A 25,798-nucleotide genomic window follows, 5' to 3' on the forward strand; every position below is an offset into this window, starting at 1 on the left:
ACGATGTGAGGCAGGCGGCGTGGCTTCGACGCTGCTGGAGGCTTGCGCCGTAGCGTCAAGGACGTCGGCGAGGCGCCACGCTTCGTCAATGAGACCATGAGTAGAACTGGTGAAGGGTGACGATATGGCAACGACCGGTGAGCAGCCGAGTGTTGAGATTCCCCTCGACGGCCACGCGCGTCGCGGTCAGGACGCTCTTTTCGAGGGAGACTTTGCCCCGCTGCCTGAGGACATCGGATTCCGAGGCCCGGTCGCATCCGGTGCTGCTGGCATTAGCTATCGTCAGCTCGATTACTGGGCGCGAACCGGCTTGGTTCGTCCGGAGATTCGCGCAGCTCGTGGCTCGGGAAGTCAGCGCCTGTACTCTTTCCGCGACATCCTCATGCTCAAGGTTGTTAAGCGTCTCCTTGACGCTGGGGTATCTCTTCAACAGATCCGGGTGGCTATTGACCATCTACGCAGCAACGGGGCTGAGGACCTCTCTCGCGTCACTCTCATGAGCGACGGGGTCTCGGTGTACGAGTGCACTAATGACAACGAAGTCATTGACCTGCTGCATGGCGGGCAGGGGATGTTCGCTATTGCGCTAGGAGGGGTGTGGCGCGACGTTCAGGGAAGTCTTGCCGAACTGCCTAGCGAGCGTCTCAATCCGGTCGTGGACACTGAGCTCGACGAGTTCACTGCACGCAGAATCGCCAAGCACGCCTCCTGATTACGTGGTCATCGAGGGGGAGATGATCTCGCTCGGTTTCCTCCTTACGATCGGTGAGCGTGCATCAAGAGCTTCCTCCATGCGATGATCTCAACGAGGAGGCTCCCGTGAAGGACACCATCACCGCCATCATGAAGCGGCCCAGCATCGCCCATCTGCTGCGAGCCCACACCCGGTTTAACCGACGTCTTGGCAATCATTTCGCCGCGTCCATTACTTATTTCACGGTGCTGGCGATCATCCCGGTCGTTGCATTTGCCTTTGCGGTGTTGGGATTGGTGTTAAGCCGTTTGAGCCCCTACTTGCTTAACCAGGTCGTGGATTCAGTCGTAGGCCTGGCTACCGAATCCAGCGATAAGCAACAGATTCGCGCCATCATTGAGAATGCCATGAAAGTCGGTGGATCTGTCTGGGCGTTCGTTGTCTCTATCCTGACTGCGTTGTGGGCCGGAATTGGGTGGGTCGGAAACATCCGCAAGGGAATTCAAGCGGAGTGGGCTCCCGACTTTGACATGGTTGGTGATGACCGTGGTTTCATGCGAGCCAAACTCTCCGATATGCTCACATTCCTCGGTTTGTTACTGGTGACCTTATTGACGATCATCACCTCCCAGGTTGGCTCCTCCATGACCGGCATGCTGGCCCGGTGGACCGGCCTCGATTCGGTTCCTGGATACGGCTTGTTGCTAACGCTGGCAGGCCTAGTGGCGACGACGATTGCGGGTTGGCTCCTCTTCATTTTCTTATACACCGTTATGACGCGAGTCAAGACGAGTTGGCCGCCAATTCTCAAAGGGTCCCTGGCGGCTGGATTCGCCCTTGCGCTGGTGCAGGTGGGTGCCGGATACCTCGTACGGGCCTTCAACTCTAACAAAGCTGTTCAAGCCTTCGGGTCGATCATCATTGTCATGCTGGTCTTTGATCTCGTCGCTCGATTGATCCTCTTTATTGCGTCGTGGATTGCGACTGCGAACCAGCCGGCTATCGATAAGGAATGGAACGATTGCGACGAGCCGTTGCTTGGACGCGAGGATTGTATGACGGCTGAAGGGCACTGGGAAGCAGCCTTAGCGGACCGCACCGCTAAGCAGGCGACGAAGGACGACGAGGATGATAAGGAGGTCGTTCCCCCGGGGTACACGGTCGTTGATGGCGTTGCTCGAGAAAACAGCAATGGGGGAGACCAATGGCGTTATAAGACGGAAGACGCGGTAAGCCTCGACAACGCACCCGCGAGTTCTGGCACGGTTGCCTCGTCGTACACCAAGCCTCACCGTTGGCCAATCATTGGTGCGAGTATTGTCGGTGCTATCGGGGGCATGGCAGTTAGCGCCATACTCGGTCGACGCCGCGAGGAACGTTGAACCACTGATTGCGTGTTGTGTGATGTCTGGTCCGCTCACGGCGAGGCGACTTCAACTAAGCTGCCCAGCTGTGGCCTTGGTGGCGCTCGTCCAAGGTGTGATAAGTCCCCACGTCGTCGGGTCCTCTCGGACCCAGAAAGGGAATTGCGACTTTGCAAGGGTCTTCGTCACGGAGAGCCAATTGCGCCTTAGCAGCCAGTCTTCTGGGTACGTTGTTTCCCGGAGTCGTCATGTTCACGTTGCCTCCCCTGTTTACCGCATGGTGGGGGGCCGTCACGAAGGCCTCGGACGCATCATTGGGTTGGGTGACGACGTGCGCGGTCCTTGCGTCGGGGATGCTGACTTATGTCGCTGGGATCGTCCGGCAGCAGGTGGGTACCCGCTGGATGTATGTTGTGGCGACGGTTCTTATGCTTGTGTCTCTAGCAGTCGTGCTGGTTAACCCACGGTCGCTACCCATCGCTTATGTTTGGGCGCTGTTGTCCGGGGCATCCTCGGCTTTCACCTATTCTCCCTCATTGACCGCAGTCCAGGAATGGTTCCCGCGACGGTTGGGACTGGTCACCGGATTGGTCAACGCTAGTTTTGCGCTTCCGGCTGCTGCGGCGGCCCCTATCGTGGCGGGCATGCTGAGAAATTGGGGATTCACAGCCACGGTTTTGACGCTCATGGTTGCCGTCGCCCTGACACAGATGATGGTGATTTTTCTTTCCACCCCATATTGGCTTGAGAAAAAACATGCGGAAGAGTTGGCAGTCGCGCGGAGAGAGATTTCTGGGCCGGCGGTGACAACTGCTCAAGCTGTGCGGACTCCCGCATTCTGGCAGGTGTGGGCGATGTGGTTCGCTGGCGGTGGGGCTGCCATTACGATGATGACTTTTGCTGCCACTTACTCCGCACATCTTAACGATATTGGGGTGCAAGTAAGTGCGGTGGCTGCCGTCACAGCTTTCGTTTCCGGAAATGGACTGATACGGGTGGTTAACGCGATGCTGCTCGACCATATTGGCCCGACGGTGATCGGGGGTGTTACATCCGTGACCCTCGCCTTTGGCTACATGCTGTTGGGGTTCGTCGCCAGTGGCTGGGCACTCATCGTCGTGGCTTTTCTGGCTGGCGTCGCTTTGGGGACTATCTTCACGATCTCCCCTGTGCTATTGACGCCCCTTTTCGGTATCAAGCACTTTGGTCCGATCTTCGGCCTGGCTTTCAGCGCCTACGGCATTTTTGGGGCTTTTGCCGGACCGATGTTCAGTTCTTATCTGGCTCAACGGCTGGGATATGGCTTGGTATTCATCTACCTCGCGCTGCTGATGTTCTGGGCGTTCCTTTCCGTGCTCGCGGTCGGCCGCTCCCAGCAGCGAATGGCAACTTGGGCTTAGCGCAAGGTGGCCCTTCCGTTGTCAACCAGTCCCGACGGGGACCACGTTCATTCGGAAGGGCCACTGTTGGGCCATAGCTGTCAGGCCTGCCCGATCTCGCTGAGCATGGCGGTGAACCACGGCTGAGTGGTGTCGAAAGGCTTGCCGCCCTTGATCCGATCGAAGGCGATGTTCGTCAACGTGTCGCCGTTCTCCTCGTCCTGGCCGATAACGCCAGTCTTACCGGCCAGGGCGCAATCGACAGCGAGGTCAGTGCAGCGGCCGATGAGCTCCAGGTCAGCTTCGTTCGAGGCTGCCGAACGGGAGAAGTAGCCGGACTTCTGGACCATGACCTTTTCGGCACCGAGCTTGTCGGCGAACTGTTTGCCGAACCAAGCACCCAGGTTCACCTTGTCAAGCTTGACGTGACCAAAGGGATCGCGCGGGACTTCCTGACCGTCTTTTTCCATCTCCTCAATAATGGCGTCCAGGCCAGCCCCCTCGGACAGGAAGATAGTGACGTTGCCAACTTCGTCCATGACCTTGTTGAGGCGTGCGGCTTCGGCCTCAAGGTCGATGTGAGCCTCGGGGACATATACGGCGTGGACATCCCAGGCCTTCTTGGACAGCCCGATCTCAGGTAGCCACTGTTGAGTATCGAGCCATTCGCGGTATTTGGCGGCGGTAGCGGCGGTGAGCCAGCCGCAGTTACGGCCCATGACTTCGTGGACGATGAGCATGCGTGATCCGGAGTTGTGCTCGCCAACGATGTTCTGAGCAAAGCGGGAACCTTGTTCCGCAGCCGTCCAAGCACCTAGCGATTGACGAATCGGCACGACGTCGTTATCGATGGTCTTCGGCAGGCCAACGACGGTGAGGCCGTAGTTATTCTCAGCCAGATAGGCGGCCAGATCGGCGGCGGTGGTATTAGTGTCGTCACCACCGATGGTGTGCAAAATGTCAACCCCGTCGGCAACCAGACGATCGGCGGCAACCTTGAGCGGGTCGTCGCCTTCGGCGACCAGACCACGCTTTACGAGGTCGGCGGCGTTGGTCAGCTTGACCCGCGAGTTGCCAATCGGGGATCCACCAAAACGCTTGAGGATCTCGGCATTCTTGCGAACGGTGTCGGTGACCTCGAGGAAGTCTCCCTTGAGCAGGCCCTCGTAGCCGTGCTTGTAGGCGATGATCTCGACCTCAGGTGCTACCTCGGTGTAGCGCTGGATCAATCCACTGATCGCGGTGGATAGGCACGGCGCAAATCCGCCCGCGGTGAGGAGTGCGACCTTCTTGACGGCCATAGGGAAACCTTTCGTTTGTCGTGTGGGGTAACGCTAGCAAGCCTATGGTATGTGTCGAACCGGCACACAGGGGAGTAAAAGTCAACCCTTGCCGGACCGATGGTTGTCGTGCTGTTCTGCTGGCATGACGATGCATCCCTCGTGCGATCGACACTCGACCCCACCGCTCTCGCGATGGCGTTTCCCTGTCTCCCCACAGCGACGTCGTGACGATCGCGGCGTGAGTATGTCTGTTCTTGTCACCGTGTTACTGCCAATCCTTCTGATATCCGCGGGGGTGGCAGTCGATGGTGCAGAGCGATCTCGGGCAGTACGCGTCGCCCACACTGTTGCCGCCGAGGCGGCTCGAGCCGGGTGTGAGGAAGGATCCGCGGCACAGCTCGTCGGTCAAGATGGGTCTAGTGCTGCTCGTATGGCGGCGGAGGCATCCGCGCGAAGGGCTAAAGCGGATGGACTAAGCCAGCTTGTCATCGATGTCAATGGAGACGCCGTCAGCGTCGCGACGGAAATCACCCGGCCTACTCGTCTATTAGCCCTTATTGGACTAACCGAAGTACACGGTCGGGCGAGCGAAATGTGTACTTTGCTGGCTCGCTGAGGCCGTTGCAGCGATACAATGATGAGGTGTCTAAGTATTTTCCGGTCCACCCGGAGAACCCGCAGCAGCGTTCTCTCAATCAGATCGTCGACATCCTGCACCATGGCGGTCTTATCGCCTACCCGACAGACACGGGTTATGCCTTCGGTGCCCGGCTAGGGAATAAGGATGCCGTGGACCGGATTCGCAAACTTCGCCAGTTATCTGACAAGCATCACTTCACCCTGGTCATGAGCCAGTTTGCGCAGGTTGGCCAGTATGTCCAGATGGATAACTGGGTGTTTCGTGCCGTCAGTGCCGCTGTGCCAGGGCGATATACCTTCATTCTCAATGCCACTCGTGATGTTCCGAAGGTCATGCTGCACCCGCGAAAGAAAACCGTTGGGGTGCGCGTTCCCGAGCATGTGACAGCCCTGGCCCTGCTGGAAGCATTGAATGAGCCCATTGTCTCCTCCACCCTCATCCTGCCCGGTCAGGACACACCTATGGTCGACGGTTGGCAGGTTCAAGACGAGATCGGTGACCAACTCGATGCTGTCCTCGACTCAGGGGACTGTGGCGTCGAACCGACTACGGTGGTTGACTTCACCTCCGGTGAGGCGGTCGTCACCCGTCGGGGTGCCGGGGACCCCTCACTTTTCGAATGAGGCCATAAGCCTATGGACATGGTTTGCTGACGGAGGGTTGTAAGAGAGTGCTTGGTCTGATGGGGGCGATGGAGGATGAGGTGCGCCTCATCCGAGCTGACCTCGACGACGTCGAAGAGCTTGATGGTCCGTGCGAATTACTGCGCGGACGGTTAGACGGTACCCCAGTAGTGCTGGCTAAATGCGGTATCGGCAAGGTGAATGCTGCGTTAGCTGCTTCAGCAATGGTTCAGGCTGGCGCAACACGCATCGTCTTCACCGGAGTCGCTGGGGCTGTCGCGCCCGGATTAGGAATCGGTGACGTCGTTGTCGGCAATAGGTTCCAGCAGCATGATGCTGACGACACCGCATTTGGTAACCCGATCGGTACTGTTCCTGGGGAACCACCGTACTGGGAACCGGATCCCGTCCTTTTCGCCCTAGTGCTAGACGTATTGCGCGCGCTGGAGGAGCCTCGTGGCCATCAAGTGGTGGCGGGGCCAATAGTCAGTGGAGACCAGTTCATCGCTCAGGCCGAGAAGGTCGCCTGGCTACGCGCCACATTTGGGGCTAGCGCCGTCGAAATGGAAGGTGCGGCTCTAGCACAGGCAGCCAATCGTCTCGGTGTGCCTTTCGCTGTGGTGCGGATTCTGTCCGACTCTGCCGACGGTGATGCGGTAGCGGATTTTCCAGCATTCCTTAACAACGCGGCCCATCGTGGCCGCGACCTCGCTCACGCCTTAGCTCGGCAGCACAGGCTCACGGCTTGACGAGGCTGTCAGGCTCGTACGAGCAGGGCCCCTGGGGCTACACGGGTCCTCATTGTCGTCACTGTGCCGATGGGGTCTCCATCAACTTCCGCCAGGATCGGGCCGGAACCAGACATGACGAGGGCTGTTCGCGACGTCGCGTGGCGCACGAGGCGATGGCCGTGCCGATGTCGGGTGACAAAGTGGTTGAGGACGGCGATCCATCCGACAATGCCATGGGGAGACAGCGTGAGGACGTCAAGGGCCCCATCGTCAATGCGACCGTCGGCGACGAGAACGACGCCGCCGGGAAGTACTGAGCAATTGCAGACCAACATCGTTCGCGCCCGAGTGATGACGGGGCGGCGTCCGTCGACGCTTGCTCTGACTTGGAATCCCGGCTGCACCAGGGTCAGGGCACCCGAGGCGACATAGGCTAGCCAGCCGACCTTGTCCTTGAGTCGGTCTCGGGTACCGGCCATTGTCTGGGCGTCCATTCCCATCCCAATGATGACGGTAAAGCAGATTTCCTCGGACTCATCGAATCGGACATAGCCCAGATCAATTGCCCTAACCGGGCGGGTTAGCGCGGCATCGAGGGATGCGGCGAGATCGGTATGCGGCAACTCGAGGTTACGGGCCAAGAGGTTCCCAGTGCCCATCCCAAGTATTCCCATGGGGACCCCAGTGTTGGCTAGGCCTGCACTGACTTGACGGACGGTGCCGTCACCCCCAAGGGCGAGGACCATCTCGGCCCCCTCATCGACGGCCTTACAGGCTAGACCCTGGCCGTGGTCGTCGGCTGTCGTGGGGAAGAAAACAGGGGTGACGCCGCAGTGCTCACGGCACTTCTTTTCGATGAGGTCGTGCCAGTGAGGGTTGTTCTGCGTCTTGACAGAGTTGTGGACTACTGCCACCTTGCGGGGCTGAAATGTCTGCACGCCGCTAGCGTAGGGCATCTTACCGCAGCCCCTCGTGTGTCTCTTCACGCTTCGATGTCGACCCAACACTGGCGCGCCGGCGTAAGTCTGACCTCGCGACCCAGCAGCTTGGCCAGATCGATAGCCATCTGACTCCCACGGTCGGCGCGGCACGCCAACGTCACGATGGACCCCTTAGCGGTGTATTCCACGTTGGTGACGTCATGCCCGGCGGCACGGATAACGCCCTCCTCGTGACCAGCTCGACGCAGGCCGATGGTAGTCGTAAAGGTGTCCATCATGACCCGTCGGTGGAAGGCAGCCACTGTTAGAGCGTTGCTAACGGCGTTCCCATAGGCCCGGGTGAGACCTCCGGTCCCCAACTTGATGCCGCCGAACCACCGACTGGTGACGGCGACGACATCGGACAGATCCGGATTTCCTCTCGGATCCGCCGCTGTGAGGGCCGCCAAGGTGGCCATTCCCGCTGTGCCGGCAGGTTCGCCGTCGTCATTGCACCGCTGAACCCCACGATCTGCTCCCAGTACGAAGGCGGAGACATGGTGGCGGGCGTTGTGGCCGTCGTGCCGAGCCTGGGCGATAACCTCCCGAGCCTCGTCCTCACAGGTCACGCGCACCAGCCGGGTGAGGAAGACTGATCGCTTGATCTCAAGTTCTGTCTCAACTGGGCCTGCTAGAACGCTGTACTCGATCACTTGACCCCCGGTAGAGAGGTCACCATATCCATCCGAATCTTCTCCATCTCTTCGGCGACGCTGTGGGCGTCAAGGTTCTGGCTCGAGATCGGCGGAAGACCTGTAATGAAGATGGCGATATCGGCCAGCAGCCGCCGAGCCCAAGGCACCGGTCCGTTACCAGTGTGCCAACAGACCGAAAGCAGGTCGTAGCCGGTTTCGGTGACAGTGCGGTCTACCTTGGACCAGTCTTGTAAAGCCTGCGGAGCATCAGGACGGGTGGCCGACAGCAAGGCCGAACCTTGAATGAGTTCGTGGACCATCTGATTGCGCTCGATCTGAGCTTGCGGGGTTTTGGTGCGTCCCTGAGATAGGGATCTCAGTACTGGCATCATGGAACGAAGGGTTCGGCGATATTGACTTCGCACCAGCAGTACTGGGGCGCGTCGACCGACGATGTGGATGGTGACGATGCCGATTGTCAAACCCACAATAGTTTCGACGATGCGGTCCTGGGCGAGCTGGTACATCTGACCGGGCTTTGTTAGTGGCGTCATGAATAGTGCGAAACAGGTGATAAAGATGCAGGCGAGACCGTAATTGCGCGTCACCAGGGCTTGCATGGTCCACAGGAAAACGATGATGAGACCGATCTTGACCCAGCCTGAGGGGCCGAATGCGGCGATCGCCAGGTACAGGCCGAGGCCGACGACGGTACCGAGCACCCGGTGAATGGCGCGGATCGTCATGTCCGAGCGAGTTGCGTCCATGTGAATCATGATGAGGACGCTCAGTACCGCCCAGTATGGATGGCCGAACGGTAACAGGATCATAAGCAGAGAGGCGAAGAAGACACCTGTTGCCGCGCGCAGTGCCACCATCGTCGGTCGCGATCCCCGTTCCAGCGCAGTTCGCAGCAGGTAGCTGGCTTTGGGGCGACCAAGCGGAGTCCAGTCGACATGGTCCGGCAGGGAAACATCGGCCGAGGGGAAGGCTTCCAGTCGCAGCTCGTGCTCGAGTCGCATGTGGGCGGTGATGAGGCGGGCTCGCAAATCCGACAGCTCGGACATCTCGGACGGGTTGTCCACGCCGGAGGAGTGACCGTCATTGTAGGCCCACCACGCTAGGTGAATGGCCGCGTGGGCCGCTGAACGTAGTCGTGCAACTTCGTGGCTGTCGGCATCGTCATCAGGTTCGCAGTAGGCGTTGACTGCGTTTTCAGCCTTTTTAACTGCGGCACGGACCGGGCGGTGCGGAGAGGCGAGGATGATGATCATCGATACGATAGCGGCGATGAGGAAGGACGGCACGGTGGAAGTGAATACCGTGCTGACCGTCCAGCCGCGACTGGCCATATAGGTGCCGAATGCGGCTGCGAAGAGAATATTAAGTGGGCCCGGCGGGCCCAGCTGCAGGGCGTGCCATACCCAGATGACGATCAGGCTCCAGCTAGCGAGGATGATGGGCAGAAGCCATTCGATCTGCACCGACATCAGGCCTAGGCATTGAGAAAAGATCGTCGCAGTACCAACTCCAAAAAGGATTCGGGCTCGTGACAAGGGAGCATTGTTGTTGCCGGCTAGGGCGCCCATTGCTCCTATCATGCCCATAGCCGCATGCGTCGGGCTGACGATCAGGCCCATAGTCACGAGGGACACAGCTATCGGGATGACGGAGATGACCGCCTGGCGGCTGCGCCCAGGGGCAGAATGAATTGTGATGAGTTTGCGTATCAGCTGCCGAGGCTTCGACGGCTGGTTGGGTTTGCTCATGCGCGACCCGTACCGGTGCTCGTCGTAGGCCGGCCCTTAGTGGCAGTAATAGACCAGCCAGTGTCCACGTCGGTAATTGTCGCGGTGATCATGCCAGTTTCAAGAATAGTGTAAGTCTCCTCAATGACGTGGCCGTTATTGGTTTCCTGCACCTCGACCTGGTCAGCATCGAATTCAGCGCTGGAGTGTTGCAGGGTTTCGTCAAGGGGGGAAACGACGGTAGCGAGGGGGAATGAGGTCGCCTACCGGCTCGCCGATGGCGTCGGTTCGCGAGAACTCCACAAAGCGGAATACGCCAATGTTGTGGCGGCAGCGGTACTTTCTCGTGATGATGGTCGTCCCCGCTATCCGAGTAGTTTGGTCGGTAAGGACGTCGAACTCAATCCCACCTCCGGATTCTGTCTCACGGAAAACACCGAAGCCACGCGATAGACGATCACCGATGCCGAGGGTGCCAGCGTCGGCTGCGACAGCCAGGCCGATGGCGGTTGCAGGCGTCGGATGAGGGGAGCGGTGCACCTTTCGGCCACATAACTCACGTAGACGGCGCGGGACGATGGGCAAAGATGTCGTCCCGCCCACAAGGTGGATGCCTGCGATGTCAGAATTAGCACCGTTGAGCAGAGAGGATAGTGGCTCCATCGTCTCAATAGTGCGATCTATGAGAGGCTTGCACGCTCGTGCCACCTCGGCCATCGGAATATGTAGGATCGTTGAATCCAGATCGACGAGAAGGTTGCGTTCCCGACGCAGAGTAAATTCCATAGCAGCCACCGCACTGTAGGTGGTTCCTAGGTCGACTCCCAGATCCATGGTGGGCAGTCTAGGCTCGGGTACCGACACCGCCGTCAGTTGTCCAGGTCGCCCCCGCGGCGGGGGTGATAATCAGGCTTGTCGTCGTCGGAAGTATCATCGCTACTGCGTCGGGGACCAGAGCCTTGAGTGTCGGGATCGTCGTTGCTGGGTCCATCATCCTCGTCGATCGAGCGCAGGAAGTCTTCGACTTCAGCACCGATGTCCTCGGCATCTGGGACGGCAACTTGCGTTGTGCCGAGCTCTCGCTGGGCAACCCGGGAGTCATACTGCTCCTCTAGAGCATGGAGCATAGCTTTGAGCTCTTCAGAATTATTGACCTGGGTATCGATCTCGGCGCGGACTGTGTTGGCAGCTACAGCCAAGGAGTTGATGGGTAGTGCCAGGCCGGTTGCTCCTCGTAATGCCTCCACGAGGGCGCGAGCCGATTCAGGATAATCCAGATCGGCTAAGTAATGGGGTACATGGGAGGCAAGCCCGATGACAGCGTGGTTCGTTTCCCCCAACCGCTGACCGAGTACGACGGGGAATGAGGCCGGTACCTGAAGGCGGCCGAAGGGAGACGTCGAGCCCAAAATGAGTTCAGGTCGTGATGCCCAGCGTGTGACTATGGCAGGACGGGTGTGAGGGGTCGGTATCGGGATCGAATCGGTAATGACGGTCAGTCGGATCCCCATAGAGTCGACAAGACTCGTTAGAGACGACACCAACGATTCCCAGCCGAGAGCCGGCTCTGGGCCTTCCAATACAAGGAACGCTTGGCCAAGTTGATCGGTGACTTCGTGCAGCACTAGGCGGGGGCGCTCGTACCCCTCGAAGTGGTCGGTGTCGAAGATGATGGGCTGACGGGAATCGCGATGGTCCAGCAACAGATCAATGTCGAATTCCCCGAGCTCGTGGTGGGGAAGCTGGGATAAGATGGCGTCGCGCACCCGTGCCTGTACCAGACCGGTGTCACTAAAAGACTGCACCAGAGTGATGAGAGCGGACACCTCCTGATCAGGACCCACGATTCCGGGATGCCAGCTGAAGCGATTGCTCTGCCGATCCATGGGCGTCCTCCTTTCCGTCGGGGCAGGTTGGTATAACCCCGTGAGTCTTCACTCTATTCCGTTGTGCTGATAGGTAGCCTGACCGCGTCGCCAATCGACCGAAGGACGGATTACATGAGGATGACGCGCCGAGCAACAACCGCAGTCGCCGTGGCAGGGCTGTCCTTGCTTGCCGGGTGCTCACAGACCAACGGAACAGTGCCCGGGGTCAGCGACTCCCCTGATGCGTGGTGGACGAGCTTACCGTCTGCGACGAGTGGGTCTGCCAACTCCAGGGCGGCTACGCACGCTGCCGGTACGGCATCAGCGACGACCACTCCAGCGCCCGCAGCGGCCAGCGGTCCGTGCGGTTATGCCGTCGCGGGCAAGGCTGCTCGCCCAGTTGATATGCCGCCTTCTGACAATATCGAAAAGACTGGTTCCACCACCGTCACTCTTACGATTAATGACGCTCCCGTGGTGCTTACTGTTGATCGGGCGATGGCCCCCTGTGCCGCCAACGCGTTTATCTCGTTGGCCGAGCAGGGCTATTACAACGACACCTCATGTCACAAATTATCTACGGGAGATGCCAAGTACCTCCAGTGCGGTGACCCTTCCGGAACCGGGAATGGTGGTTCAGGATACTCCTATCCCGTTGAGAAGGAAGCCAAGGCCGGAGGATCAGTTGGCTCCGGCACTCTTGCCTTGGTCGCCGATTCCCAGCATCGGCTGGGCTCGCAATTCGCCCTGGTTTATGGTGACTCCAAGCTGTCGGATTCCTTCCTCGTCATTGGAAGTATCGATAAGGACGGTGCTGGGAGCATCTCTGACATCGCTCATAAGGGGCTCGCTGACGATGGCCTTACTCCAAAGGTCGACACCAAGATTGGCTCGGTTGTGATGGGCTGAGCCTTAGCGAGGGGTGAGAGGCCCCTGGCACCGTGATAGGAAGGCCGCTAGCACTTGCACGAAGACTCCCGGCTGGTCTGAATGCACCCAGTGGCCGGAATTCTTAATACGGATTCGGCGCACTTGGGGGAAAAGTTCGTGCATGGCTTGGGAATGGTCGGGGCCGACATAGTCCGATTGCTCGGCGGTGATCCAGAGCGCTGGCCCTTCCCAGATCGAGGTAACCGGCGGCCAGGAACCGATATCGGACAGTCCATTGCCCAATAGATCGAGATTCATTTGCCAATACCAGCGTTCATGATTGCCGGTTTCATGGCGCAAGTTTTGCAAGAGGAACTGCCGGATGTTCGGGTCAGGCACCCCGTCGGACATGTGCTCTTCGGCTTGTCGGCGGGTGGTCAAGGCTGTCAGATTCACCGACTTCATGGCGTCGACGAGAGGTGCCAGGCGTGTGAGACGCGAATCCACCGGGGCCATGTCGACGACGGTGAGGCTACGGGCTAAGTCAGGGTTGTCGAGGACCGTCCGCATGACAACTTTGCCACCCATCGAGTGACCCAGCAGGTGGGCTGGACGGTTCCCACTGGTGGCTTTGACGGTGGCTGCCAAGGAGTCGGCCATGTCGCGATAAGAAAAAGTTTGGGTCCAGGGAGATCGGCCGTGGTTCGGCAGATCGACGAGGATACAGCGATAGGCGTCGGGGTCGGTAGCAAGGAGATCCTTCGCCACGCGGGTGAAGTTCTTTCCTTGCCCAAATACCCCGTGACACCAATACACGTCCTGCTGGCCGTTCCCGAGGGTGGTCAGATGAAGCTTATTCATGGGCGAGATCTCCAACACCCGGTGTGCCAGTGACGACGTTCCTCGACCGGGGACCTGGAGAACATCGATGGTTCATGTGGCCAGGCAACGACATGTGGGGTTCCTGGCTGGATTGGATGCAGACACCCCGGACAGGTATAAACCTTGAGCGCTCGGCCGGCGGGCACCGTGCGCACGACGTGCTGACCATCTCTCTTGTGCTCAGGGCGCGGGTGACTAGCCGTATTGAGGGGTCGGGGCGGGCGCTGCCATTTGCGCGAACCATGATGACGACCCATGGGTCCCATTGTGCCCCACGTGGTGGCCGAGAGAACAATGCCGAGAGACGGACCTTGTGTCAATGAGTTCGAGGGGCGACGAGGTAGAGTTCCACACCGTGCGTCTCGTCATTGCCCAGTGCCAGGTCGACTATACCGGCCGTCTTACTGCCCATTTGCCGTGGGCTAAGCGGCTCATCGTCGTCAAATCAGATAATTCGGTAAGCGTTCACGCAGACGACCGGGCGTATAAGCCCCTGAATTGGATGAGTTCCCCGTGCACATTGACGATTCGTCCTTGCCTGCCCGATGAACCGGCGGCCACCGCCGCTGTCGACGCCGAAGAGGTTTGGGAAGTTGACGCCCCGACCGGCGACCATCTCCAAATCCTGCTGGGACCGAAGGTGCTCGATGTCACCGAGGAATTGGGTATTGACCCGGGCCTGCAGAAGGATGGGGTAGAGGCTCATCTCCAGGAATTACTGGCTGAGAATCCTAACACTTTCGGCGATGGCTGGTCGCTGGTCCGTCGTGAGTACATGACGCCTATCGGTCCGGTTGACCTGCTTTGTCGCGATGCCGACGGGGTCTATGTCGCTGTCGAAGTCAAGAGGCGCGGTGAGATGGATGGGGTGGAGCAACTCACCCGGTATCTTGAACTGCTCAATAGAGATCACTTGTTAGGTGATCGCGTGCGCGGGGTTTTCGCCGCCCAAAAGATCAAGCCGCAGGCGCGTACCCTAGCCGTTGATCGCGGGATCGAGTGCGTCACTATCGATTACGACGCTCTGCGTGGCATGGACCATCCGGAGGACCGTCTCTTCTGACGTGCACACGGCTGCGGGGCTTATGACCTCCTGACCAGGGTCCCGCCGCCGTGTTATCAACGTCACTTCCCAGGCCTAATGCCTTGAGGAAGGACCTGTGTTTTCTCATTGTCAGCCTCGTCGGCAGCAGTTGCACCGCTGGGTTGGGCGGACTCACCATCCTTGACTGCCGGAATAACCTGCGTGCGCTGACTGGCCGGGTCGTTGAGAGGAGCAGTCTCCTTATCGTCGGCCATCGACTGATCGGCCTGAGTATTCTGGCTGGCGGCTGGTTTCTGCTGGGCCTGTGAACTCTTCGGACTAATGACGATGGTGGCGTCATCGGCGGTCGCCCCCTCTGCTTCTTCAGCGAAGGGATCAGTGTCGGGGTAATCGCTTTCGGCTTCTCCGGCCAGGGCCTTGAGATTATTGAGCTGCGCGATGACAGCCTTCTTGCGTTGGAGCAGAGCGGCAGTTTCGCGCTCAAGCTGTTCCTTACGCCAGGCGTACTGCTCTTCGAGACGTTCCTTCATCATGGCGGCCTGACGGTGGGCAGTCGCGATACGATTCTCGGCGTCACGAGCAGCCTGGTTGCGTGTGGTCTCGGCCTCTTCCAGAGCGCTCTGACGAATAGCGTCGGCCTCCTGGGTGCGCTTGGTGACATTGTCGCTGCTGGCCTGCTGATGGACGGTCGCCTGTTCGAGCAGCTGCTTGATTTTGGCTGTGGCCTCATCGTGGCTGGTGCGGGCCTCGTTAGTAATGTTCTCGGCTTCTTGCCGCGCCTTGGTCGTGATAGTTGCGGCCTCCGAACGAGCCTGATCGAGGATCTGGGCAACCTGGGCGCGAGTATTCTGATCGATGGTGGCGGCCTTCGTGCGAGCCTCGGTAACAATCGCCTCGGCATGAGTGCCGGCCTGCTCAACGATAGTGCGGGCCTGTAGGCGGGCCTGCTCGATTGCGGTTCGTGAATCCTTGGCCGCCTGATCGCGCAGCTCGCGCTGGTTGGCTAGCCCTGCGACCCGGATATCGTCGGACTCAGTCTGGGCCGCGGCTCGCATATCGGCAGCAACCCGGCGTCCCTCCTCTTTGATGCGCTCGGCTTCGCGACCGGCCATGGCGACGATGTCTTTAGCCTGGGCTTCGGCGGCGGTTAGGATTTCGGTCGCGTGCACCCCCAGACGCTTGAAATCACTCTGAGTAGCCTCGGCCTGGGCCTGAGATACCTGCCCACGCAGGTGCCGGGTGAGTTGTTTCAGGGTCGATACCTGTTGCTCAATCTCTCGGACGTAGTTATCGACGCTGGTGCGGTCGTAACCCCACATTGAATGGGTGAAACTACCGGCCGCGCTGGCGGTGTCGTCGAAGAGGTTGAGTCCGGTCTCTTCGTCGAACTGGCCGTCAGAAACGTCTTTTGTGCTCACCGATGGTCCCCTTCCAGTAGGTGAATCCAACGGTACCAATCAAGACCGAATGACAACTGTGCAACTCACCGGAACGAAACAGACCCCGGGGCCAAGATAAACCGGTCCCGGGGTCAACCTCAGTGACGTGACGTTAGTCCTTGTAAGGCATGCCGCCGGCCGGGGGCTCGGTGATCTCGATGAGGAGACCGCCGGTGTACTTGGGGTGAAGGAAGATGACACGGGAGCCAGCGGTTCCGATGGAGGGCTCGCCGGTGAAGACGGCGCCACGCTCCTTGAGGGTGGCGATCGTCTTGTCCAGGTTGTAGGTGCGGTAGCACACCTGCTGGATCATATTCTTATTCTTGGAAATGTACTTTCCAATGGTGCTGTCTTCGCTGAGCGGGGCGAGCAACTGAACGACGGTCGACTCCTCGCCGCGCTTGCCGGTACCGAGCATGGCCTCCTCGACGCCATGTCCCTCGTTCTTCTCACGGAAGAGCACCCGGAAGCCCAGCACGTCGCAGTGGTACTTGATGGCCTCGTCCATGTCCTTGACGGCAAAACCGACGTGATCAATACACGCAAAAGGATCGTTGTTGAAGTTCTCCATGGCCCAATCGTTGCACTGTCCACCAGGGTCCAACCAGGCGGGGTAGGTATTCCGGGAGCCTTATGCACAGGTGTGCTGCAGGCGATGGAACGCTGTGGCCTCTGTGCTCAGTGGTTCGCACAGCTCGCCGCCGGACAAATAATGCCGACGCGGTGAGCAGGCCATTCTTGCGTCAAGAGTGGTGATAGAGCGCCCTTGTGTCCGGCTGCGTGTCGAGCAAGGAGTCTTGTGGTGAGACGCCCCCTTTCTCATGGCAGTGATAGCAGCCGCGTGGGGAGCGCCTCGCTTTCATCTCGGTCACATGGGCCGTTTGGTCACTACCGCTATGCGCGAGTGCATGGGATTTCCGATCAGCAGCTGGCGCGATGCTCAGACGTGCATCTTTGATATTTCTGTTCTACCACCGTTCCTGGGGCGGTGTTCGGCTACGGCCATGTCGCCTTCGAGTCTGGAGGGATGAGGGTCTACCTGAGATTAGCTATGTCGACGAGTCAGAGGAGTGCGATCTGACGATCCAGTGGGTGATTGAGATGGTTGGCCTGCGGACCAATGTGGCCTATCCACAACCACCATACGCAACGCAATATCGCCCCGACCACTTCGAGGGGTCGGGGCGATATTGCGTTGGGTCCTTCAGCCTTTGAGAGCTTGATCGACGATGTGGCGGGCCTCTTCCTGGACGGCGGCCAAATGGTCAGCATCACGCAGGGACTCAGCGTAGATCTTGTACTTGTCTTCGGTGCCCGAAGGGCGAGCTGCGAACCAGGCATTTTCGGTCATGACCTTGATACCACCAATCGCTGCGCCATTGCCTGGGGCTTTGGTGAGGATCTTCTCGATTTTCTCGCCAGCGATAGTGTTAGCGGAGACGTCGTCAGGGGAGAGAGCCTTGAGGCGGGCCTTCTGCTCGCGGTTGGCATCGGCGTCGATACGGGCATAGTAAGACTTGCCGAAGCGGTCCTCTAGATCGGCGTAATGCTCGGACGGGGAGCGGCCAGTAACAGCTTTAATCTCACTAGCGAGCAGGGCCAGCAGGATGCCGTCCTTATCCGTGGTCCACGTCTGGCCGTCGAGATCAAGGAACGACGCTCCGGCTGATTCCTCGCCACCAAAACCGATATCCCCGCGCATGAGGCCAGGAACGAACCACTTGAAACCCACTGGTACTTCAATGAGACGACGTCCCAGGTCAGCCGCCACTTTATCGATGAGGGAGGAGCTCACGAGAGTCTTGCCGATACCGGCGTCAGGGCGCCACCCTGGACGATGAGCAAAGAGGTAACCAATCGCCACAGCTAGGTAGGCGTTCGGATTCATAAGGCCGGCGTCTGGCGTGACGATGCCGTGGCGGTCAGAGTCGGCGTCGTTTCCAGTCGCGATGTCGTAAGCATCCTTGTTCGCGATGAGAGAGGCCATCGCTGAAGGGGACGAGCAGTCCATCCGGATCTTGCCGTCAGAGTCAAGGGTCATGAATCGCCAAGTTGGATCAACCGTGGGGTTAACGACCGTCAGGTCAATACCGAGGTGGTCTGCGATGTACTCCCAGTACTGAACCGAGGCCCCACCGAGCGGATCGGCGCCGATGTGGACGCCGGCCTCGTCAATAGCGTCGAGGTCTATGGCATTGCGCAGATCGTCGCAATATGCGCTGCGGTAGTCGTAACGGGAGACCTCGTTGCGCACCTGTTCATAAGGTTTACGACGGATACCAGATGGATCGGCGAGCAACTCGTTGGCGCGGTCAGCAATCCAACCGGTGGCGTCCGTATCGGCCGGGCCACCGTGCGGTGGGTTGTATTTGAATCCGCCATCGCGTGGCGGGTTGTGTGAGGGGGTGACGACAATGCCGTCAGCCTGGCGTCCTTCGCTTAAACGGTTGTGAACAATGATGGCCCGTGAGACGGCAGGGGTTGGAGTCCACTCATCGTCATGCTCGGCGATGACCTCGACGTCGTTGGCGCACAGTACCTCAATGGCGGTCGTCCATGCTGGCATGGATAAAGCATGGGTGTCCTTGCCAATGAAGAGCGGGCCATCGATTCCCTGACAGGTGCGGTATTCCACGATTGCCTGGGTGGTAGCGGCGATGTGAGCGTCATTGAAAGCGCCGTCGAGAGAGGAGCCGCGGTGACCCGACGTGCCGAAGACGACCATCTGATCAGGGTTCGAAGGATCGGGGGAGATGTCGTGGTAGGCCGACAACACGGCATCGACATCGATGAGGTCGGATTCCTGGGCAGGTTTCCCAGCACGTTCATGAGCCATGCGGCCATTCTCTCACCGACTGGTGCGCCACAACAGATTACTGCCGGGAACAACCTCGTTAACGTGGTTCTCGGTCATGATCGTCAGCCATCTCGGCGAGGCTCGGTCGGTGCATCTGGTTGAATGGATGACATGTCTTCTGACTCGATTCATCGTCACGATGCCGTCGATCTGTCGGGGCTGGCGGCCGCAGCCAGTTCCGCTGACTCTCCTGTTGGACCGGCTGCCCACGTCGGTTCGGCAACTGCCAGGACCTGGGTGGTCGAGGGCACCGAAGAAAACTTCAACTCGCTACTCCAAAAGTCGGTGCAACATCCAGTGCTGGTGGAATTCACCACGCCTCAGGCCCACGGCGCCAAAGAGATGGAGTCGCTCCTGCGCCGGGTTACCGATGAGGCCGCGGGTAAGTGGTTGTTGGTCCGCGTCGATATCGACGCCCAGCCCCGACTGGCTCAGAGTCTGGGGGTTAAAGCCGTTCCCATGCTCGTTGCCGTCATTGGTGGTCAACTCGCCCCGCTGGCTCAGGGCACCATCGACGAGCAGCAGTTCCGTCAGCTCACTGAGCAGGTCATCCAGGCAGCTACGTCAGCGGGCATGGTGGGGCGCGCGGAACCGGTGATGGTCGAGGTGAGCAGTGAGGAACCGGTCGGCCCGGATCCTCGTACCGTGGAAGCTGAGAAGCTCATGGATGCCGGAAAGTTCGACGAGGCTGTCGCGGCCTACGATGCATTACTGGCCTCGGAGCCTAACGATCCGGTCCTTATCGCTGGCCGTAACGGAGCAGCACTGCTTGGACGGTTGGATGGTAAAGATCCTGCTGCCTTGTTGACCGCTGCCCAACAGCGTCCTGATGATGTTGACGCCCAGCTGGCTGCCGCGGATGTCGAGCTTATGGGGGGACGTCCCGCTGACGCCTTCAACCGGATCATCCAGGTGGTGCGTTCCACCCATGACGAGGAGCGCGAGACTGCTCGTACCCGGTTGCTTGACCTTTTTGAGATGGTCGGACAATCTGCCCCCGAGGTTGCCGCAGCTCGCCGTTCGTTGGCGGCCGTGCTGTTCTGAGGTTCGCTTGGTTTGGTGTGCGCGTGAGCTGGAGGACAGGGAAGTCATCTGATCAATTCATATGACTCGCTTCAGAAATCCACGGATTTCAGCCCACAAGGAAGCTGAATCGTGTCCGCCGTTCGATGCAGGCGAGATCGCAAGCAACCTCCTGGAGATCGAATCGAGATGACCCTTCCCCACATGGTGAATAGCATGAGGATTATGGACTCGCCCTCCCTCGATGAGAAGTTCCATGCTGTGCTGTTCGACCTCGATGGCGTTCTGACTCCCACCGCGCTCATTCATATGCGTGCTTGGCAGGAGATGTTCAACGAGGAGTTATCGCGGCACCAAGACCAGAACCCCTATACCGACGAGGATTATTTCGCCTACGTCGATGGCAAACCCCGATATAATGGGGTACGCGATTTTTTTGCCAGCCGCGGCATCACTCTTCCAGAGGGTGACCCGTCTGACGGCCCTGCTGCCCAGACGATTTGTGGGCTAGGCAACCGCAAGAACGACCTGTTCAATACAGTGCTGGCCCGGGACGGCATCCAGCCTTACCCGGGGTCGCGACGTTGGGTGGATAGGCTGCACGAGAGTGGTATGGCGATGGCGGTGGTCTCATCGTCACGCAATGCCGCAGCAGTGCTCAAGGCGGCGGGGATGGTCGAGGATTTCTCAGTGCTGGTGGACGGCAACCGGTCGAAGACTGAAAGATTACCCGGCAAGCCGGCCCCCGATACGTACCTGAGAGGAGCGGAGCTACTCGGTGTGCCTGCTGAACAGTGCGTCGTCGTCGAGGACGCGGTGTCGGGAGTACGCGCGGGAGCTGCCGGAGGATTTGGAATGGTGCTTGGCGTCAACCGTGGTGTCGGGGCCGACCGGCTGCGTGAGGCCGGCGCCGACCGGGTGGTGGATGACTTAGATGAGATGGTTGAGGAGATGGCATGACGCGGACGGGCACTGACCCGATGGATCGATGGCGCTTTCCCGACGATCCGTGGGCGATTGTTGAGACTGCCCCCAGCACAGATGATCTAGGAACTACTGAGACGCTGTTTTCAATTGGTAATGGCTATCTCGGTATGCGTGGTAATCCGTCGGAGGGCCGCGACTCTTTCAGTCACGGCACCTACATCAACGGGTTCCATGAAATTTGGGACATCCATCACGCTGAGAATGCCTACGGTTTCGCGCGTACCGGTCAGACGATTGTCAACGTTCCGGACGCCAAGCTTATGAAGCTCTACGTGGATGACGAACCGCTCCTGCTCAGCATCAACGAGATCCAGTCGTATAAACGGTGGATCGACTTCCGAGAGGGTGTCCTGCGTCGGGAGCTGGTATGGCGCACTCCGGCGGGCAAGTTGCTGCGGGTGGCAACCTCGCGGATGGTCTCCTTCACTCACCGGCACATGGCTCTGATTAGCATCGAGGTGACGATGCTCGAGGGCGACGCCCCGATCGTCATTAGCTCGCAAATCCTTAACCGTCAGGACGGCATGGACGAGTACCACGCTCGACCTGACGACATCGAGAAGACTGCCGACCCTCGCCAAGCTCGTAAATTTGCCGACAAGGTACTCATTCCTGAAAAAGATTGGCACTCTGACAGGCGCATGATTTTGGGATTCCGCACCGCACGTTCGGGGATGACCCTGGCTGTAGGCGCCGATCACGAGATCATCACGGAAAATGAGTACGCGGCCCTTATCGATACCGAGCCCGGGATGGGAAAACGGGTGTATCGTGTTGAGGCCACCCAAGGCCGACCAATTCGCATCGATAAGGCGGTTGCTTATCACACTTCTCGCGGCGTGCCGGTACATGAACTGTTTGACCGAGTGCGCCGCAGCTTAGATCGAGTGCGTGAACAGGGGCACAACGTCTACTACGACGAACAACGTGCATGGCTTGATGATTACTGGGCAACGGCTGATGTCGAGGTCGAAGGTGCCCCGACCGGTATTCAGCAGGCTGTCAGGTGGAACCTTTTCCAGATTGCTCAGGCATCAGCCCGTGCAGATCAACTTGGCATTCCGGTAAAGGGTGTAACCGGGTCAGGCTATGAAGGTCACTACTTTTGGGACACTGAGGTTTATGTCATCCCGATGCTGACCTACACTCATCCAAGAATCGCTGAGAATGCGCTGAGATTTCGGGTGAATACCCTTCCGCAAGCTCGACGTCGGGCTAAGGAGTTGTCTGAACGAGGTGCCCTTTTCCCGTGGCGAACAATCACCGGTGAGGAGGCGTCAGCTTATTACGCGGCGGGTACTGCTCAATACCACATCAATGCCGATATTGTCCATGCGATTATGAACCACGCCCGGGCGACCGAAGATAAGACCTTCCTCTTCCGGGACGCGGCACCGGTCCTCGTCGAGACCGCACGAATGTGGGCTGATCTTGGGTTCTGGCGTATCAACGGTGGTCGAGAGTTCCACATCCACGGGGTTACTGGGCCCGACGAGTACACCACTGTCGTTAATAATAACCTCTACACCAACGTTATGGCGAGGGCCAACCTCATCGATGCCGCCGGTGTTATTAGGCGTATGCGTGACGAGGACCCACTGTGGTACGAGCACCTGTGTTCAGAGTTGGACCTCACCGAAGATGAAGTTGGTGGCTGGGAGGAGTGTGCGGCGGGGATGGTGATCCCGTTCGACGACACCTTCGGTATCCATCCGCAGGATGACCAATTCCTTTCACGTGAGCTTTGGGACCTCAAGAACACCCCTGATAACAAGCGGCCGCTGTTGCTGCATTATCACCCGCTGGTGATCTACCGATTCCAGGTACTCAAGCAGGCAGACGTTGTGCTGGCTTTGTTCCTGCAGGGAGATCAATTCACCCAGGCTGTCAAGCTTGCTGACTTTGAGTATTACGACCCCATCACCACCGGTGATTCGAGTCTGTCGGCGGTAGTCCAGTCGGTGATGGCGGCAGAAGTTGGCCATCAGGAGATGGCGATGGGCTATTTTCTCGACGCGCTCTTCTGCGACCTGGCTGATACCCATCACAACGCTTCGGACGGAGTTCACGTTGCCTCGACCGGTGGAGTGTGGGGATGCCTCGTGCACGGTTTCGTTGGCATGCGCAATGACCGGGAGAACTTGCGTTTTGATCCGAGACTTCCAGCCCAATGGACGTCGATCAAACACCACATGCTCATTGGCGACTCTCACATGCTCGTTTTCCTGGAACGTGACGCCATTACGTTCCAGATTCTGTCGGGCCATGACCGCGACGTGACAGTGCGCGGTGAGCTCTACCACATTGGGGTTGAGCCGGTGAGGGTGCCGTTGTCCGATCAGGGGCCGTTGCGTCCTAGCCTGCGGGTTACCCATCCGATCTCGGGTTTGCGTCGAGCTGACGGTTCTCTTATCACTGCAGAAGTTCCCGGCAGCATTGCTGAGACGATTGTTTCTTCTCCGATCTCGACGTCGTGAGACTGATAACGACGGGAGGAGGCCGGCACCATTCGCGGTGTCGGCCTCCTCCATATCGTGGAGGTACGGTGCGGTCCGGTTACCCGGTTTGCCTCGAACTCACTTCACAACAGTGATCACCGGGGTACCTGTAGTGACGTCGTCAGCAGGAATGCCGGTCACGTTGGAGTAGTCGAACCCGTTGGTCACTAACACCGGGGTGATCTTGGAGTATCCGGCTTCGTCAATGACGGTGGGATCAAAAACGACCAGGGGCTGTCCAGCACTGACGTGATCGCCAGCCTTGACCTTGACGTCAAACCCTTTGCCACCGAGCTCGACGGTATCGATGCCGACATGGATGAGTAGCTCGACACCCGAATCCAGTTTGAGCCCGAAAGCGTGGCCGGAATCCGGGGCGGTGACAACGGTGGCGTCGGCTGGGCAGACAACAGTGTTGCTGGTGGGCTCGATGGCGATGCCATCACCGACGACACCAGTGGAGAAAACCGGATCGGGGATTTCAGAGATTGGCACGGCACGTCCCTCAAGAGGAGAGGTGACGGTGACGGCCTCGGCGGCAACTTCGGCTGCAGTCGGGGCCTCGGCCCCCTCGACTGTTGCGGTCTCGGTTATGGATTCGGTGGCGGCAGCTGGGGCAGCGGCGGTTGGTTCTGCCTCGTGAGCGCTGGCCTGACGGCGACGGGCCTTGGCTGCAGCCTTCTCGTCGTTATCACGATAGTCGCGCACGATAACCAGAGCCATCGCGGTGAAGAACGAAGCTGCGATCGCTACCGAGTACAGCCCGATCTTGTCGAAGGCCGGGATGGTCAGCAGGGAAGTGAAGACAAAGGCCGGGGTGTGCAGACCGCCGCCCGCACCGATGATGACACCACCGACGAGACAGCCGACCAACATGGATGGGTAAATCTTTTTGTAACGCAGGTGGATGCCGTAGAGGCTGGGCTCGGAGATACCACCGAGCAGACCGGCGGCTAGGGCGCCAATCGCGGTCTGGCGCATTGTCACGTCCTTGTCACGCACAGACAGGAAGAGAACGCCAGCGGTAGCACCGAAACAGGCAAAGTTCCACGCACCCATCGGGCCCTGGATGTAGTCGTAACCCAGAGTCTGGATGTTGAGCAGCATGACAGCGTTGAGCGGCCAGTGTAGGCCCAACGGAACCATGAATGGGTACAGCAGGGGGATGAGGACCGCGAAGATGAAAGGGCTGACGTCGTTGACCGCCTTGAGCCCGTTGGCCAGCCCAGCACCGGCGTAGACACCGATCGGGCCGATGAGGAAGGCCGTCAGCGGGATCATGATGAGCATGGTGAGGAAGGGTACGAAGATCATCTGGACATTGGGGGAGATGATCTTCTTGAGCCATTTGTACAGCGGGGCCAGGATTGCAGCCATGATGAGCGGCGGGAACACCTGGGAGCCGTAATTAAAGATCGTCAGCGGTAGGCCGAAAACGTCGACCACGTTGACTTTGAATCCGCCGAGGGTCAGTGGATGGGCAGTCTTGCCGAGCTCGGTGAACGCAGGCAGCATGACGACAGCCATGACGGAGAACCCAACCCACGGGTCGGCATTCAGACGCTTAGTGGCGTTGTAGGCGACCAACAGTGGCAGGAAGTAGAAGACACACTGCCAAGCCAAGTTGACGAATTGCCAGCTCGGGGGCAGGGTGACGCGCGAGTCGGCCCAGTTTCCGATGACGCCCAGAGAACCCATGAGGGCCATGAACGTGATGAACAGGGAGGCGCCGAGCAGGGCACCCATGATCGGCCGGAAAGAGTCGGACAGGTACTCGAAGAGGTTGTCGAGCCACGAGAACTTGCCTCGGGGACCCTTGGAGCGATGCTCGGCCTTGACGTCCGCGTCCGACTGATTGCCGCTGCTGGAAGAAAGCCCTTTCATGGCGGGTAGGTCCATGATGTCGTTGTAGACGCCGGCAACGGCGCCTCCGATGACGATTTGGTAGCGATTGCCCGACTGAGGAACGGCTCCCATGACGCTTGGGATCGCTTCGACCTCAGCCTTGTCGATAGGCGAGGAATCGCGAAGTTGGAACCTCAGACGAGTGGCGCAGTGAGTGAGACCGACAATGTTGTCGGGGCCGCCCACCGCATCCACGATCTGGGACGCGGGTGATGACATGTATGTGGTCCTCCTGTAATATTGCCGCCCAGGGCAGCGAGGCAGAATTCTAATCGTTCCAGGATGCTGTTACCACACCGGGGTAGGTCCCGGCTTGATCCACCGATTTGGTGCTGCGGTCGCGAATC

25 protein-coding genes are annotated in these 25,798 nt (G+C 59.2%); 12 read left to right on the forward strand and 13 right to left on the reverse strand.

What is annotated here, in order from left to right; translation table 11 throughout:
* Positions 1-124 precede the first annotated feature (124 nt).
* The 3 genes from ACOYO3_RS06495 to ACOYO3_RS06505 all read left to right on the forward strand — a co-directional run bounded on the left by ACOYO3_RS06495 (position 125) and on the right by ACOYO3_RS06505 (position 3,458).
* Positions 125-712 (forward strand): MerR family transcriptional regulator, encoded by a 588-nt coding sequence (locus ACOYO3_RS06495; protein ID WP_002518983.1) that lies wholly within the window; start codon positions 125-127, stop codon positions 710-712.
* A gap of 53 nt (positions 713-765) precedes the next feature.
* Positions 766-2,076 carry a YhjD/YihY/BrkB family envelope integrity protein gene (locus ACOYO3_RS06500; protein WP_002525635.1) on the forward strand — a complete coding sequence of 437 codons (1,311 nt, stop codon included), beginning with the start codon at positions 766-768 and terminating at the stop codon, positions 2,074-2,076.
* 230 nt (positions 2,077-2,306) lie between these two features.
* On the forward strand, positions 2,307-3,458 hold the full coding sequence (locus ACOYO3_RS06505) for an MFS transporter (protein WP_002515017.1): 1,152 nt from the start codon (positions 2,307-2,309) through the stop codon (positions 3,456-3,458).
* 80 nt (positions 3,459-3,538) lie between these two features.
* Here the strand turns inward: ACOYO3_RS06505 and ACOYO3_RS06510 are convergent, their stop codons facing one another.
* Complete coding sequence (locus ACOYO3_RS06510) at positions 3,539-4,738, reverse strand: pyrophosphate--fructose-6-phosphate 1-phosphotransferase (protein WP_002517706.1); 1,200 nt, start codon at positions 4,736-4,738, stop codon at positions 3,539-3,541.
* Positions 4,739-5,015: 277 nt separating this feature from the next.
* Between ACOYO3_RS06510 and ACOYO3_RS06515 the strand changes: the two genes are divergently transcribed.
* The 3 genes from ACOYO3_RS06515 to ACOYO3_RS06525 are packed head-to-tail and all read left to right on the forward strand — an operon-like array spanning position 5,016 to position 6,732.
* The gene (locus ACOYO3_RS06515; RefSeq protein ID WP_002515031.1) at positions 5,016-5,336 is read left to right on the forward strand and encodes a hypothetical protein; all 321 of its coding nucleotides are present in this window, start codon (positions 5,016-5,018) and stop codon (positions 5,334-5,336) included.
* A gap of 26 nt (positions 5,337-5,362) precedes the next feature.
* Positions 5,363-5,983, forward strand: coding sequence for an L-threonylcarbamoyladenylate synthase (locus ACOYO3_RS06520; RefSeq protein ID WP_002551083.1), 621 nt, complete (start codon positions 5,363-5,365; stop codon positions 5,981-5,983).
* Positions 5,984-6,042: 59 nt separating this feature from the next.
* Positions 6,043-6,732, forward strand: coding sequence for a 5'-methylthioadenosine/adenosylhomocysteine nucleosidase (locus ACOYO3_RS06525; RefSeq protein WP_002518978.1), 690 nt, complete (start codon positions 6,043-6,045; stop codon positions 6,730-6,732).
* Between the two features lie 8 nt (positions 6,733-6,740).
* Here ACOYO3_RS06525 and ACOYO3_RS06530 read toward each other — a convergent pair whose 3' ends face one another.
* From ACOYO3_RS06530 to ACOYO3_RS06560, 7 genes are all read right to left on the reverse strand, one after another.
* Positions 6,741-7,670, reverse strand: a complete 930-nt coding sequence (locus ACOYO3_RS06530) for a diacylglycerol/lipid kinase family protein (protein WP_002515033.1) — start codon at positions 7,668-7,670, stop codon at positions 6,741-6,743.
* A gap of 26 nt (positions 7,671-7,696) precedes the next feature.
* Positions 7,697-8,347: an IMPACT family protein gene (locus ACOYO3_RS06535; protein WP_427305819.1), complete on the reverse strand. Its 651-nt coding sequence runs from the start codon at positions 8,345-8,347 to the stop codon at positions 7,697-7,699.
* The gene (locus ACOYO3_RS06540) at positions 8,344-10,098 is read right to left on the reverse strand and encodes an FUSC family protein (RefSeq protein ID WP_002514998.1); all 1,755 of its coding nucleotides are present in this window, start codon (positions 10,096-10,098) and stop codon (positions 8,344-8,346) included. The genes ACOYO3_RS06535 and ACOYO3_RS06540 overlap by 4 nt, the downstream gene beginning before the upstream one ends.
* On the reverse strand, positions 10,095-10,250 hold the full coding sequence (locus ACOYO3_RS06545) for a hypothetical protein (protein ID WP_002517725.1): 156 nt from the start codon (positions 10,248-10,250) through the stop codon (positions 10,095-10,097). The genes ACOYO3_RS06540 and ACOYO3_RS06545 overlap by 4 nt, the downstream gene beginning before the upstream one ends.
* Positions 10,251-10,299: 49 nt before the next feature.
* Positions 10,300-10,911 (reverse strand): Hsp70 family protein, encoded by a 612-nt coding sequence (locus ACOYO3_RS06550; protein ID WP_002524976.1) that lies wholly within the window; start codon positions 10,909-10,911, stop codon positions 10,300-10,302.
* A 35-nt stretch (positions 10,912-10,946) separates the two neighbouring features.
* Positions 10,947-11,963 (reverse strand): PAC2 family protein, encoded by a 1,017-nt coding sequence (locus ACOYO3_RS06555; RefSeq protein ID WP_002514993.1) that lies wholly within the window; start codon positions 11,961-11,963, stop codon positions 10,947-10,949.
* Positions 11,964-12,073: 110 nt separating this feature from the next.
* Entirely contained in the window at positions 12,074-12,280 is a 207-nt protein-coding gene (locus ACOYO3_RS06560; RefSeq protein ID WP_002518976.1) for a hypothetical protein, read from the reverse strand.
* Positions 12,281-12,350: 70 nt separating this feature from the next.
* Between ACOYO3_RS06560 and ACOYO3_RS06565 the strand changes: the two genes are divergently transcribed.
* Positions 12,351-12,854 carry a peptidylprolyl isomerase gene (locus ACOYO3_RS06565; RefSeq protein WP_002524974.1) on the forward strand — a complete coding sequence of 168 codons (504 nt, stop codon included), beginning with the start codon at positions 12,351-12,353 and terminating at the stop codon, positions 12,852-12,854.
* A 3-nt stretch (positions 12,855-12,857) separates the two neighbouring features.
* Here ACOYO3_RS06565 and ACOYO3_RS06570 read toward each other — a convergent pair whose 3' ends face one another.
* A complete protein-coding gene (locus ACOYO3_RS06570; RefSeq protein WP_002517905.1) occupies positions 12,858-13,676 on the reverse strand; it encodes an alpha/beta fold hydrolase in 819 nt (272 codons plus the stop codon).
* Positions 13,677-14,016: 340 nt separating this feature from the next.
* Here ACOYO3_RS06570 and nucS point away from each other — a divergent pair, with 340 nt between their 5' ends.
* On the forward strand, positions 14,017-14,760 hold the full coding sequence (nucS, locus tag ACOYO3_RS06575) for an endonuclease NucS (RefSeq protein WP_002518973.1): 744 nt from the start codon (positions 14,017-14,019) through the stop codon (positions 14,758-14,760).
* A gap of 62 nt (positions 14,761-14,822) precedes the next feature.
* On the opposite strand, the gene ACOYO3_RS06580 is transcribed toward nucS, so the two are convergent.
* Both ACOYO3_RS06580 and ACOYO3_RS06585 read right to left on the reverse strand, forming a co-directional pair.
* Positions 14,823-16,160 carry a DivIVA domain-containing protein gene (locus ACOYO3_RS06580; protein ID WP_002517975.1) on the reverse strand — a complete coding sequence of 446 codons (1,338 nt, stop codon included), beginning with the start codon at positions 16,158-16,160 and terminating at the stop codon, positions 14,823-14,825.
* Between the two features lie 133 nt (positions 16,161-16,293).
* Complete coding sequence (locus ACOYO3_RS06585) at positions 16,294-16,752, reverse strand: VOC family protein (protein ID WP_002513611.1); 459 nt, start codon at positions 16,750-16,752, stop codon at positions 16,294-16,296.
* Between the two features lie 365 nt (positions 16,753-17,117).
* Between ACOYO3_RS06585 and ACOYO3_RS06590 the strand changes: the two genes are divergently transcribed.
* Positions 17,118-17,396: a hypothetical protein gene (locus ACOYO3_RS06590; protein WP_002520502.1), complete on the forward strand. Its 279-nt coding sequence runs from the start codon at positions 17,118-17,120 to the stop codon at positions 17,394-17,396.
* Here ACOYO3_RS06590 and pgm read toward each other — a convergent pair.
* Positions 17,386-19,017 carry a phosphoglucomutase (alpha-D-glucose-1,6-bisphosphate-dependent) gene (gene pgm / locus ACOYO3_RS06595; RefSeq protein WP_002514990.1) on the reverse strand — a complete coding sequence of 544 codons (1,632 nt, stop codon included), beginning with the start codon at positions 19,015-19,017 and terminating at the stop codon, positions 17,386-17,388. The genes ACOYO3_RS06590 and pgm overlap by 11 nt on opposite strands.
* Positions 19,018-19,140: 123 nt before the next feature.
* On the opposite strand from pgm, the gene ACOYO3_RS06600 reads away from it, so the two are divergent.
* From ACOYO3_RS06600 to ACOYO3_RS06610, 3 genes are all read left to right on the forward strand, one after another.
* A complete protein-coding gene (locus ACOYO3_RS06600) occupies positions 19,141-20,082 on the forward strand; it encodes a tetratricopeptide repeat protein (RefSeq protein WP_002515004.1) in 942 nt (313 codons plus the stop codon).
* A 168-nt stretch (positions 20,083-20,250) separates the two neighbouring features.
* A complete protein-coding gene (locus ACOYO3_RS06605; RefSeq protein WP_002520504.1) occupies positions 20,251-21,021 on the forward strand; it encodes an HAD family hydrolase in 771 nt (256 codons plus the stop codon).
* Positions 21,018-23,525 (forward strand): glycoside hydrolase family 65 protein, encoded by a 2,508-nt coding sequence (locus tag ACOYO3_RS06610; RefSeq protein ID WP_002524973.1) that lies wholly within the window; start codon positions 21,018-21,020, stop codon positions 23,523-23,525. The genes ACOYO3_RS06605 and ACOYO3_RS06610 overlap by 4 nt, the downstream gene beginning before the upstream one ends.
* Before the next feature lie 99 nt (positions 23,526-23,624).
* Here ACOYO3_RS06610 and ACOYO3_RS06615 read toward each other — a convergent pair whose 3' ends face one another.
* The gene (locus tag ACOYO3_RS06615) at positions 23,625-25,670 is read right to left on the reverse strand and encodes a glucose PTS transporter subunit IIA (RefSeq protein ID WP_002517782.1); all 2,046 of its coding nucleotides are present in this window, start codon (positions 25,668-25,670) and stop codon (positions 23,625-23,627) included.
* Between the last annotated feature and the right edge of the window lie 128 nt (positions 25,671-25,798).

Origin of the sequence: Cutibacterium sp. KBN10P07758, from assembly GCF_050286205.1 — a bacterium.
Classification (GTDB): domain Bacteria; phylum Actinomycetota; class Actinomycetes; order Propionibacteriales; family Propionibacteriaceae; genus Cutibacterium; species Cutibacterium acnes.